The following is an 11,648-nucleotide window of genomic DNA, read 5'->3' as shown; positions in this document are numbered from 1 at the left end:
GGTAAAAACCTTGAAGCAGCATCCGCGCAAGAACAAAACGGCCATCAACATCGAATACATGAAAGCCAGCATCCGTGCCAGGGTGGAGCACCCGTTTCGCATCATCAAGCGGCAGTTCGGCTTCGTGAAAGCCAGATACAAGGGGCTGCTGAAAAACGATAACCAACTGGCGATGTTATTCACCCTGGCCAACCTGTTTCGGGTGGACCAAATGATACGTCAGTGGGAGAGATCTCAGTAAAAACCGGAAATANCGCCAGAAATGGTGGAAAAAATAGCCTAAATAGGCTGATTCGATGTGTTTGCGGGAAAAAAATCGGCCCAGATCCGCGAAATTTTAATCAGCGAGTCAGCTTGGGAAGAAATGACCTGCTTATTCGCACCTTCCTTAGTGAAAAACCTGCTAAAGCATGCAACTGGAGAGCACAGCTTCATGGAGATCGTGCAGGCTAGCCCGGAAATCCGCGCATCATTGTCTGTAGAGGAAATTACCGCTGCCTGCGAGCCGCTGTCATATATCGGGGCTAACGACGCGCTAATCGCTGAAACTATAGCTGAGTTCGATCGCGTGAAAACCGCAGAGATAGCTTGATTCGTCATGTTGCCAGGAGTGAGAATACTTCTGGCGGCTGGCGGAGCTAAGTGTTGTGTGCTGATGCAGAAAACGTTTCGAAAAAGACAAATAATTCCTCCAGTTGCGCAAAATTCCCCTCGTTATCTCCTTTCTCGTAAGCCAAATGCAATATGAGTTCGATAAAAAAGAAGCCGAGTATACGGCTTTGAAAAATGGACTGTACGTCGCTGGGAAGAACAAACTGCAGATCGCAGAACTTGCCGTAAGGGTTCGCTTCTGAATTGGTAACCAGTACCACGACGGCATTCTTTTTTCTGAACCACTTTGCAATATTGAGGGCAACCCGATTAAATCGATAGTAGGAGAACACAATCAGGACATCCTCTTCCTCAATATTGATGAGACATTTGGGGAGTTCGCTGATGTCCGTCGGTAACAGGGTGATGTCACTGCGAAAGTACTTTAGCAGTGTACAAAAATGCGTTGCCATTGCATGAGATGATGACGGGCCGACGACATAAATATGACGTTGATTGTTCAGTACCAGATCGATAAACGCATTAAGGCTTTCAATATCGATATTATTTTTAAATTGATTAAATAATTCTGATACTTTATGGGTGAAATCAGTAACGATACTTTCAGTGGTAATGCTGGGATTGTTACGTAGTTTGATGTTTTTCTCAAAAGGTGCGGATATTTTATTTTTTGACAGCGTAATGTCTAATGCTTTGCGAAAAGCGGCGTAACCCGTAAACCCAATCTTATTTAAAAATCGGCCAATGGTTGCTTTGCTTACCATCGCATTTTGCGAGAGGTCAACAATGCCATGATAGGGAAGTTCATTGAAGTGTTTATTAATGTACTCATTGAGTCGGCACTCAGATTCAGTTAGATCACCCATATTAAGAGTAAGTAAGTTATACTCATCCAGACTTAACGTGTTTTTTTTGTACATGGATAACATCCGATGACTATTGTATATCAACGTTGTTATAGGGTAATACACTTTCGACGTCAATCATAGAATGAATATGTTGGAAACCCGCACCCAGCCTTTTCTGAGGTCTGCGACTACATTCAGATGTAGTTGCGATCTTACTCACAAAAAGAGGTGGGAAAACACCTTTCCCGTATTTTACAACCACACAACCCATTACAATTAAATCTCAATATTTGAGTATGTAATACGATAGATTTACGTACATATTATAGCTGCTTATATATGGGGGTGATTTTTTACTATCCTATATAAGCTATGATGATATGACAGGTAACCCTACCCGATTTGTATGGCATAGGAATTGTTATTATGACGGCGTTTATTATAGCAATAGTGATAACAGTTATTGCTGCATGGTTAATTGTGAAAAATTATCAGCCGCAAACTGTTTTATTACTCGCAGGACTGGCATTATTGACCATTACCGTACTGTTTTATCCTGAAAACAGCATTCTCTACGATAAAGCAAAATCCACGGGGTCAACCTGGTTGGATATCTTTAGCTTTGCAAAAGAATCGCTCACCACACAAATTGCAGGTATTGGTCTTATCATCATGGCTGCGGGTGGATTTGCCAGCTATATGGATCACATTAAAGCGTCGAATGCGATGGTCAATATGTGCATTCGACCGCTGCAGGTGATTAAAGCGCCTTACCTGATCCTTGCGCTGGGGTATATCTGCGCACAGCTTCTGCATGTGGCAATTTCAAGTGCGGCGGGGCTGGCGATGTTGCTGTTGGTGACATTCTTCCCGGTTCTGGTTCGTCTGGGGGTCAGTAAAGCCTCTGCGGCCGCGATGATTGGTCTGTGCGCGTTTATGGATCTAGGGCCCGCGGTAGGTACTGCGAATCTGGCGGCTAAACATGCTGGCATGGAAAGCGCGATCTACTTTGCGCATTACCAGATGCCGGTGGCGGTGGTGGTGATGCTGGCCGTTGCGGTGGTGATTTACTTTACCGCGAAGTATTTCGACAAAAAAGATGGCTTCGTACCGGGAGCGCAAAGCGTGGCGCAAGCGGAAGAAGAAGGCCGAAAGGTACCCGCTATTTACGCGCTGTTACCCGTCCTGCCTGTCGTACTGGTGCTGGTCTTTAGCCCTTTGGTTATCAAGTCCATCAAAATAGACGTGGTCACGGCGATGATCCTTGGCGCTGTCGTCGCATTTTTCTTTGAACTGGTGGCTACTCGGGATTTCAAAAGCTGTTGCAAAGGAATACAGGTCTTTTTCAAAGGAATGGGTAGCATGTTTACCAGCATCGTTTCCTTGCTGGTGTGTGCGGATATCTATGCCCAGGGGCTGCAGAAAATTGGCGCGGTGGACTACCTGTTACAGTCAGTGCAAAACGCAGGACTGGGCTTTACCAGTATGACGCTGGTGATGACCGCGCTGGTGGGCGTCACCGCCGTCCTGACAGGCTCTGGTGTTGCCGCCTTTTTCTCCTTCTCCGGCCTGGCCCCCTCCATTGCGGCAAAATTTGGTGAGAGCGCCGTTAATATGATCCTGCCTATGCAGTTAATGGCGGGAATGGGGCGCTCAATGTCTCCGGTGGCTGGAATCATTATTGCGGTGAGTAAAGCAGGAGAATGTTCGCCGTTTATGATCGTCAGAAGAACGCTGCTTCCAGCGCTGGCCGGTATCGCGGCGATGCTGGTTGCCAACTATGTCCTGATTTGAATCCCGGGAGCCTGCTAATGCAGGCTCTTATTTTTTATCTGGTTGTAATTTATGGATGGCAACGTGACAAACGATGTTTTATACGTCCCGTTTACGGGGAAGTTACTGCTTGAATCTCCGTTATTAAACAAGGGAAGCAGCTTCACGCAGCAAGAAAGGCATGACTTTAACCTGAGTGGGCTACTGCCTTGTGCCATTGAGAATATTGATGAACAAGCCGAACGGGCGTATCAACAATATCTTGAGGCTGAATCCCACAACGCTCGACATATTTACCTGCGTAATATCCAGGATACTAACGAAACGTTATTTTATTACCTGTTGAAAAAGCATCTTCCAGAGATGCTGCCCATCGTTTATACCCCGGTAGTCGGGGCCGCCTGTGAAAAATTCTCGTGGATATATCGTCGTGCACGCGGTGTCTTTATCTCCTGGCCCGATCGTGATCGTATTGACGATATTTTGCATGATATTCCACGGCACGATATCAAGGTCATCGTCGTCACCGATGGTGAGCGCATTCTGGGGCTAGGTGACCAGGGCGTTGGCGGTATGGGGATTCCTATCGGGAAACTGTCGCTCTATACCGTCTGTGGCGGGGTAAATCCGGCGAATACGCTACCTATTTTACTGGATGTCGGTACGAACAATACGCGACTGCTTGACGATCCGCGCTATATCGGCTGGCGACATCCGCGCATAACTGGTGAAGACTACTTCGCATTTATTGGAATGTTTATTGCTGCCGTAAAACGGCGCTGGCCTAACGTTCTGCTGCAGTTTGAAGATTTTGCCCAGCATACTGCGGTGCCGCTGCTGGACCGTTATCGCGATGAGATGTGCTGTTTTAACGATGACATTCAGGGCACGGCGTCGGTGGCTCTGGCGACTCTGGTTGCGGCCTGCCGAGGCAGCGGTCGTGACTTCCGTCAGCAATCAATCGTAATTGTGGGGGCGGGTGCTGCAGGATGTGGGATCGCCCGGCATATTATTGCCTGCCGCATCAGTGAAGGAATGAGCGAGGCCGAAGCCAGACGGACCATTTTTATGGTGGATCGCGACGGTCTGGTGATGACCACCAATAATGCCTTAGCTGATTTCCAGCAACCGCTGGCGCAGTCTCCCGATGCTGTATCTGACTGGCAGTATGAGGGGCTGGCACCGTCGCTACTGGAGGTTATCCACAATGCCAAACCCACGGTGATGCTGGGTGTGTCGGGTCAGGCTGGATTGTTCTCGCAGGAAGTCATTAGCACGATGTACCAATACTGCGGCCGCCCGATCGTTATGCCGTTGTCGAATCCCACTTCGAGAATGGAAGCGCGACCAGAAGATATCATTCGCTGGACCGAAGGGCAGGCCATCATCGCGACCGGCAGTCCCTGCGATGCGGTTGAATTTAATGGACGCTCCATTCCGGTGGCGCAGTGCAATAACGTGTATGTTTTCCCGGCCATCGGTCTGGGGGCCATCGCCAGTGGCGCGACACGCGTAACAGAGGCTATGCTGATGGCGGCAAGCCGTGCGCTGGCCGATGCTTCCCCGTTAGTGCGTATCGGGGAAGGCGCTCTGTTGCCGGAGATTGGGACAATCGGTGAGGTGACCCGCAGCATTGCCTTTGAGGTCGGTAAGGCAGCGCAGCTGTCGGGCGTGGCAGAGAAGATGAGCGACGACGCGCTGTTGCAAAGCATAAAAGATAACTTTTGGTTACCACACTACCGTCCTTATAAACGCAGGGCAATTTAGCCGTTGTGACGAGTAAGCGGTACTCGGGTCTTGGTTACCTTCATGATTAAGGTGTATTATTTATGCAACTTAATTGTGGAGGCATCATGTCCGGCAAACGCATTGCACGTGAAAAAATGACGATCCAGAGAATGCTTTCGCTCTACGAGAGCCAGTGCCCGCAGGCTTCAGACGAGCCGGGGCATTACGATGCGTTATTTGCCTATGCGCAAAAGCGCCTCGACAAGTGCGTATTTGGTGAGGAAAAACCGGCCTGTAAACAGTGTCCAGTGCACTGTTATCAACCGGCTAAACGCGAAGAGATGAAGCAAATTATGCGTTGGGCTGGGCCGAGAATGCTCTGGCGTCACCCGATTCTGACCGTACGTCACCTGATTGATGACAAACGTCCAGTGCCGGAGTTACCCGAGAAGTACCAGCGGAAAAAATAAGGTCGCTGTGCGCCGGATGGCGGCTGCGCCTTATCTGGCCTACGAGAATAAGTGCATCTGCCGCGTAGGCCCGATGCGCATTGCGCCATCGGGCAACTTAGCCATGCGGTGATGAATGGCGATTACGCTTTGGTGGCAATCAGAATAGCTGAGGCTTTGATCAGCGCAACAACACGGCTTCCCTGACTCAGTTTCATCTCTTGCTGACTTTCGTTGGTGACGACGGCAACAATCTCGAAGCCTGCGTCAGTTTTGATATGTACCGTGGCGTTGACTGCGCCTTCTGTGACCTGGGAAACACTGCCAGCAAACCGGTTGCGCGCAGAGAACTTCAGACCACAGTCTTCAGTTGCCAGCGTCACCCATGGCGCTTTAATCAGAGCAATTGCTTCTTTCCCTTTCGCCAGACCCAGCGCCTGCTGGCTGCTATGGGTTACAATCGCGACCAGTTTTGCGCCGCCAGCCAGCGTCAGTTCAACTTCATCATTCACTGCGCCCGTAGCGACTGCGCTCACCGTTCCGGTTAATTGATTACGTGCTGATACCGCCATACTGCCTCCTTTCGTTGAGATATCACCCAGTATAGCCACACTAGCTAAACCAGTGCATCCTTATCAATACCCAATCTCTTCATGCGTGAGAGTAACGTTGTACGTTTCAGCCCCAGCCTTTGTGCCGCGCCTTTGGGACCGGCAACCACCCCGTTGGTTTCTTTCAGTACGCGCATAATCAACTGGTATTCATCTTCACCGTCCTGTGCAACTTCGGTTGCCACCGGAGGCGTAGACGGCGTCAAAGGGGCAATATCCGGAAGGGACAGTTGCAGTACGTTGCCCCGGGTAAGCAGAACCGCACGTTCCACCACGTTTTCCAGCTCACGCACGTTACCCGGCCATTCCATACAGCTCAGCGTGCGCAGAGCCTCGGCGGGAATACTGTCGATATTGCGTCCCATCCGACGAGCAATTTTAAAGGTGAAGGCTTTTACCAGCAGCGGAATATCTTCCGGGCGCTCACGCAGCGGCGGCAGATGGATCGGGAAGACGTTCAGTCGGTAATACAGATCGTTACGAAATTCGCGATCGGCAACCATCTTCTTCAGATCGCGGTTGGTCGCGGCGATCAAGCGAACGTCGGTCTGGATCAGCTTATTACTGCCCAGACGTTCAAATTCCTGCTCTTGCAGAACCCGCAGTAGCTTAGGCTGAAGCTCCAGCGGCATATCGCCAACTTCATCGAGGAACAGCGAACTTTTATCTGCCAGCTCGAAACGACCAATCCGCTGCGTGCTGGCACCGGTAAACGCGCCACGCTCGTGACCAAACAGATCGCTTTCCAGTAATCCGGCAGGCATTGCCGCGCAGTTCATCTTCACCATCCGACGGGCGTTACGTCCGCTCAGGTTGTGAATGGCTCGTGCGATCAGCTCTTTACCCGTTCCGGTCTCACCCAGAATCAAGACGGTGCTGTCGCTTTGCGCCACCATTTCGACCTGCTTGAGTACGCTGTACATCGCTTCGCTGCGACCAATGATTTCGCCGAACTCACTCTCTACGTTGTTGAGTTGTTCAGTCAACGCCAGGTTTTCATCGACCAGACGTTCCTTTAGGCGGTGGATCTCCTGATAGGCGAGGGCGTTATCCACGGCAATTGCCACACGCTCAGCAATCTGGCGCAATAGCTTGAGGTTGGCGGTAGTGAAAACTTTCTCTTCGCACTGTGCCAGTTTGAGTACGCCGAGCATAGTATTGCCGGACATCAGCGGTAGCAGACACAGGGTTTGTAGCTGGTTGCCCCAGGTTTCGAACAGCATCCGTTCGTAAGGGGCAAGGATGTCACGTTCGCTCAGGTTAATCAGCAGCATCTCTTTGCTTTTGAAGACCCGTTCAGAGAGCGTTCCCGCTTCGTCCACTTCACTCTGTTCGTGTGCCGGATGATGTTCATCCAGATAGTGGGTGGAATAGATACTGAGTTTATTTTTGCGATCGCTGCGTAACACGATGCTGATGGCATCGATGTCGAAGTAGTGGTGGATCTCTTTGGCGACTTCGCTGACCAGCTCATCAATATCCAGTCGGGAGAGCACGGCATTGGTGATGGCGACCAGGATGCGAAAGTTGTCACGCTCACGACACAGCAGATCGTAATCGACGTTGTTGCTGACTCTGCTTTGAATTTGTTCAGCAACGACGCCGACTATCTGAGTGAAGGTCTGTAGACGGTTATATTCTTTTTCACTCCACGGACGGTCTTCGTTACGGATGAATTCGCAACCGCCAAAGATGCGCCCATCTGCCGCCAGCGGCAGCAGGCAGTAGTGGCCAAATTCAGAATACAGTCCACCTGAAGCCAATTGTGGCCATGTTTCCGTAAACTCATGATAGTTGCAGTGCAACGCATCAGGGCGAGACAAAATACGGCGTACCGGACCATGTGCCAGCACCGTTTCGTCTTCATAATCGATGGGTTTACCATTTTCACGCGTTGCAAAATAACGCGCACGTTGCGTTTGTGCCTGCCATAAGACAATAGCCGCGCAGTCGGCCAGCGCTGAACGCTTGACCAGCTGCGAAAGCGCCTCGCTAAGAGACGGGAGATCGGGCTGCTGTAATAATGTACGAGTAATATCGAACAGGCCTTGCTGTCCGAGGTCACTCATCGGTGTATACGACATATTGCTTTTCCAGGGAAAGCACCGCAGAACGGTGCGAAAACGGTAAATGAATTATAGGTATAAGTCGTAAATTATTGCCGGATGGCCTGCCACTGAACTGGCCAGGATATACAATCCGTTGGCCCGATCAGCAAAGCGGTATCAGGCATAATGCAGCATTAACGCCGGATGTTGACGCTAATGCGTCTTATCCGGCCTACAGCATGCTGCCAACCGGCTGCTAGCATATACGAGGTAATGGTTCGGCGTGTGGTAAATCGAGGGTTCGTTTCACGCCGTAGAGTCCGGCAAGACGAACACCTTTGCGTTCGACCACTTCACCAATCATTGCAGCATCGCACCCTAACGGATGCGCGCGCAGCGCGGCAAGTACGGTTTCAGCGGCCTGGCGTTCAACGGCAATCACTAGTTTGCCTTCGTTAGCAAAGTTGAGCGCATCCAGACCCAGCAGCTCGCAAACGCCACGCACCGCAGGCTTCACGGGCAGGGCAGCTTCAGACAGCTCAATACCAAATCCGCATGCAGCGGCAAATTCATGCGTGACCGCATTCACGCCGCCACGGGTGGCGTCACGTAGCGCCTTCACGCCAGGAATATCACGCAGCGTCTGGATAAGCGGCGTTAATACCGCGCAATCGCTGACCAGTTCGCCATCCAGACCTAGCTGTTCACGTAGGTTAAGGATAGTTGCGCCGTGATCGCCAAGAGAGCCACTTACCAGCAGCACATCACCCACACTGAGAGTCTGTGCACCCCAGTGAATGTTGGCGGGAATTGCCCCCATTCCGGCAGTGTTAATGAACAGCTTGTCTGCTGCACCACGCTGCACGACTTTGGTATCGCCAGTCACGATGGCGATACCTGCTTCGCGCGCGGTTGCTGCCATGCTGTTAACAACGGTTTTCAGTGTCTCCATCGGCAGGCCCTCTTCGAGGATAAAACCGCAGGAGAGGTAGCGTGGAATAGCTCCGCTGACCGCCACGTCGTTAGCCGTACCGCAGATGGCCAGCTTGCCGATATTGCCGCCGGGGAAGAACAATGGATCGATAACGTAGCTGTCAGTTGAAAACGCCAGACGGTCGCCTTCTGCCACCAGTTGTGCCAGTTCCAGACGCGCTTGATCTTCTTGTTCCGCCAGCCACGGATTCGCGAAAGCCTCCATAAACAGACTGTTGATCAACTGCTGCATAGCCTGACCGCCGCTACCGTGGGCGAGTTGTACGCTGTTCATGCTTCACACTCCTGCTGACGATACTGATACCAGGCGGCACATGCGCCTTCTGAGGAGACCATCAGGGCGCCAAACGCGGTCTCCGGGTTACACGTTTTGCCAAATAACGGGCACTGATGTGGTTTACATCTGCCCGTCAGCACTTCCCCACAACGCGCGCGCGGATCGTCATACACCTGCTGCGGCGCTGGCTGGAAATGTGCTTCGGCATCAAAGCGCTGATAGTCCGGCGTCAGGTGAACGCCAGAAGATTCGATAACGCCCAGACCGCGCCATTCGCTGTCACCATTGACGCAGAACACCTCGGCAATGGCCTGTTGCGCTAACGCGTTACCGGCATCCGGTACCACGCGGCGGTACTGGTTTTCTACCTGGCTTTGGGCTGCAATTTTCTGCTCAATTAACATCACTACGCCTTGCAGGAGATCAAGCGGTTCGAAACCGGCGACCACCAGCGGGCGATGGAAATCTGAAGCAATGAAGTTGTAGGCGTCGGTGCCAATCACCATGCTGACGTGGCCCGGTGCTAAAAAGGCGTCGATACCGTTGTCCGGCTGTTCCAGCAGGCTACGCAGCGTAGGGATAAGCGTGATGTGCTGGCAGAAAAAGTAAAAGTTCTGCACGTCACGCTGCTTTGCCTGTTGCAGGGTGATAGCGGTCGTTGGCATTGTGGTTTCAAAACCCAGGCCAAAGAACACCACTTTACGCGTTGGGTTTTCCTGTGCCAGCTTCAGTGCATCCATCGGTGAATAGACAATACGGATATCCGCACCGCGCGCCTTGGCTTGCAGCAGGGAGCCTTGCTTACCCGGGACGCGCATAGCGTCGCCAAAGGTGCAGAAAATCACTTCTGGATGGCTGGCAATTTCTACACAGCTGTCGATTCTGCCCATTGGCAGAACGCAAACCGGGCAACCCGGACCATGAATAAACTCCACGTTTTCCGGTAACAACTGGTCGAGCCCGAATTTGAAGATAGCGTGGGTATGACCACCACAAACTTCCATGATTCGCAGCGGGCGTTCAGCCGTGTAGGAGAGGTGGGCGGCACGTTCACATAGGTGCTCTATCAACTGCATCACCTGCTCTGGTGCGCGGTATTCGTCAACAAAACGCATTTATTTTTCCTCGCCGTACAGCAACGCGCCGACATCCGGCTCAACGTCAAACATGTTTTGCAGCGCGTCGAGCGTATCGCGCGCTTCAGCTTCATTAATGATGCTCATGGCAAAACCGACGTGGACCAGCACCCACTGGCCGAGGCGCGGTTGGCCATGTTCATCACAGCTACCGACCAGCGTCAGGTCAACGTCGCGCTGAATACCGCAAACGTCGACTTTGGCCTGGTTGCCATCAATGGTGCGGATTTGACCCGGAACACCTATGCACATCGCTGCGTCTCCAGCCAGGAGAGCCATTGATCCATCCCTTCACCACTGGTGGCGGAAATTAGGATAATCTCAATCCCCGGGTTCACTTCCCGGGCGCTGGCGATGCATTTTTCAACGTCAAAATTGAGGTACGGCAGTAGATCCACTTTGTTGAGCAGCATCAGCGATGCGGCGGCAAACATATGCGGGTATTTCAGCGGTTTGTCTTCACCTTCGGTTACTGAAAGCACGGCCACTTTATGGCGCTCGCCGAGGTCAAAGCTGGCCGGGCAGACCAGGTTGCCGACGTTTTCAATGAACAGAATACCGTTATCGTCAAGCGGCAAACGCGGCGCGGCGTCAGCAATCATTTGTGCGTCAAGGTGGCAACCTTTACCGGTGTTGACCTGAATGGCGGGTGTGCCAGTGGCGCGAATACGGGCGGCATCGTTCACCGTCTGCTGGTCACCTTCAATAACGGCGCACGGCACGCTATCTTTCAGCTTCATCAGCGTTTCGGTCAGCAGGGTGGTTTTACCAGAGCCCGGGCTTGAAACAAGGTTCAGCACCAGATGCTGACGGGCCGCAAAGCGGGCACGGTTGCGCTCGGCGAGGCGGTTGTTTTTGTCCAGTACGTCAATTTCCACTTCCAGCATACGGCGTTGACTCATACCTGGTGCGTGGGTTCCTGCCTCACCGTGACCGTAGTGCAAATCGCCTTCTTCGGTCTGGCTCGGTGTGAAATTTGAGGTCTTCACACCGGTAATATTCAGCGCCGGACGAGCCGCTGGGGCAAATGGCGCGCTGCGAAACGCCGAGTGGGGATTATGCTCATCACCCTCTATATATAGGTTGCCTTCAGCGCAACCACATGTCGTACACATCGCTCACTCCTGATCTTTTTACTTGCGATACATCTGTTGCCGGATGGCTGCGTTGCCT

At 51.9% G+C, this 11,648-nt stretch carries 12 protein-coding genes; 5 read left to right on the top strand and 7 right to left on the bottom strand.

From position 1 onward, the window contains the following. Together OGX94_RS19230 and OGX94_RS19225 are read left to right on the top strand one after the other, a co-directional pair. A partial coding sequence (locus tag OGX94_RS19230; RefSeq protein WP_031493805.1) for an IS5/IS1182 family transposase occupies window positions 1–241 on the top strand: 241 nt, incomplete at its 5' end. Between the two features lie 192 nt (window positions 242–433). Beyond that, window positions 434–592, top strand: coding sequence for a hypothetical protein (locus OGX94_RS19225; RefSeq protein ID WP_286569773.1), 159 nt, complete (start codon window positions 434–436; stop codon window positions 590–592). Between the two features lie 46 nt (window positions 593–638). Here OGX94_RS19225 and OGX94_RS19220 read toward each other — a convergent pair whose 3' ends face one another. Then, the gene (locus tag OGX94_RS19220; RefSeq protein ID WP_003825882.1) at window positions 639–1,532 is read right to left on the bottom strand and encodes a MurR/RpiR family transcriptional regulator; all 894 of its coding nucleotides are present in this window, start codon (window positions 1,530–1,532) and stop codon (window positions 639–641) included. Window positions 1,533–1,886: 354 nt separating this feature from the next. Between OGX94_RS19220 and dcuC the strand changes: the two genes are divergently transcribed. The 3 genes from dcuC to OGX94_RS19205 all read left to right on the top strand — a co-directional run bounded on the left by dcuC (window position 1,887) and on the right by OGX94_RS19205 (window position 5,431). Beyond that, window positions 1,887–3,254, top strand: a complete 1,368-nt coding sequence (gene dcuC, locus OGX94_RS19215) for a C4-dicarboxylate transporter DcuC (protein WP_003825883.1) — start codon at window positions 1,887–1,889, stop codon at window positions 3,252–3,254. A gap of 51 nt (window positions 3,255–3,305) precedes the next feature. After that, the gene (locus OGX94_RS19210; protein WP_257662034.1) at window positions 3,306–5,000 is read left to right on the top strand and encodes an NAD-dependent malic enzyme; all 1,695 of its coding nucleotides are present in this window, start codon (window positions 3,306–3,308) and stop codon (window positions 4,998–5,000) included. An 86-nt stretch (window positions 5,001–5,086) separates the two neighbouring features. After that, on the top strand, window positions 5,087–5,431 hold the full coding sequence (locus OGX94_RS19205) for a nitrous oxide-stimulated promoter family protein (protein WP_257662145.1): 345 nt from the start codon (window positions 5,087–5,089) through the stop codon (window positions 5,429–5,431). 122 nt (window positions 5,432–5,553) lie between these two features. On the opposite strand, the gene OGX94_RS19200 is transcribed toward OGX94_RS19205, so the two are convergent. The 6 genes from OGX94_RS19200 to hypB form a co-directional block, all read right to left on the bottom strand. Further along, the gene (locus OGX94_RS19200) at window positions 5,554–5,982 is read right to left on the bottom strand and encodes a TOBE domain-containing protein (RefSeq protein WP_257662033.1); all 429 of its coding nucleotides are present in this window, start codon (window positions 5,980–5,982) and stop codon (window positions 5,554–5,556) included. Window positions 5,983–6,026: 44 nt separating this feature from the next. Continuing rightward, window positions 6,027–8,105, bottom strand: a complete 2,079-nt coding sequence (flhA, locus tag OGX94_RS19195; protein WP_032944751.1) for a formate hydrogenlyase transcriptional activator FlhA — start codon at window positions 8,103–8,105, stop codon at window positions 6,027–6,029. A 220-nt stretch (window positions 8,106–8,325) separates the two neighbouring features. After that, complete coding sequence (hypE, locus tag OGX94_RS19190; protein ID WP_003825897.1) at window positions 8,326–9,336, bottom strand: hydrogenase maturation carbamoyl dehydratase HypE; 1,011 nt, start codon at window positions 9,334–9,336, stop codon at window positions 8,326–8,328. Further along, window positions 9,333–10,454, bottom strand: coding sequence for a hydrogenase formation protein HypD (gene hypD / locus OGX94_RS19185; RefSeq protein WP_003825899.1), 1,122 nt, complete (start codon window positions 10,452–10,454; stop codon window positions 9,333–9,335). Before hypD ends, hypE begins: the two co-directional genes overlap by 4 nt. Next, entirely contained in the window at window positions 10,455–10,727 is a 273-nt protein-coding gene (hypC, locus tag OGX94_RS19180) for a hydrogenase 3 maturation protein HypC (protein ID WP_003037411.1), read from the bottom strand. It abuts the gene before it with no gap. Next, entirely contained in the window at window positions 10,718–11,590 is an 873-nt protein-coding gene (hypB, locus tag OGX94_RS19175; RefSeq protein ID WP_003037409.1) for a hydrogenase nickel incorporation protein HypB, read from the bottom strand. The genes hypC and hypB overlap by 10 nt, the downstream gene beginning before the upstream one ends. Window positions 11,591–11,648: the final 58 nt, after the last annotated feature.

The organism is Citrobacter sp. Cpo037 (assembly GCF_030332945.1).
GTDB lineage: Bacteria > Pseudomonadota > Gammaproteobacteria > Enterobacterales > Enterobacteriaceae > Citrobacter > Citrobacter portucalensis.
This window is presented reverse-complemented; position numbering and strand designations above follow the sequence as displayed.